This is a genomic window from Cohnella sp. GbtcB17, from assembly GCF_019091135.1.
Taxonomy (GTDB): domain Bacteria; phylum Bacillota; class Bacilli; order Paenibacillales; family Paenibacillaceae; genus Cohnella.
This window is the reverse complement of record NZ_JAGXJW010000502.1, coordinates 1-234: the sequence shown is the minus strand read 5'-3', so window position 1 is coordinate 234 and position 234 is coordinate 1. Positions and strand designations below refer to the sequence as shown.

Below are 234 nucleotides of genomic sequence, written 5' to 3'. Positions count from 1 at the left end.
GCACCGGCGGAGAGGCCAGATCGGTCGCGCCGAGGTAATCGATCAACGCGTCCTCGCGGACGTACAGCAGCGTCTGCGTCTCGTAGCTGCCGGCGAACGCCGCGCTGCGCTCGAGGAACGCGGACAGGACCACGAGAAAGGCCAGATAGCCGATCAGCTGCCTGTCGTCGTCGTATACGGAATTCGTGACGATGCTGGACGGCCCGAACGTGCCGGACCGCCCGATGTCCGAGC

Annotated in this window: 1 protein-coding gene; it reads right to left on the bottom strand. The window is 66.2% G+C overall.

Features of this window, described 5'->3' with window-relative positions:
• Positions 1-234, bottom strand: a 234-nt coding sequence (locus KVT38_RS34280; protein WP_217598154.1) for a hypothetical protein, incomplete at both ends; no start/stop codon positions are given.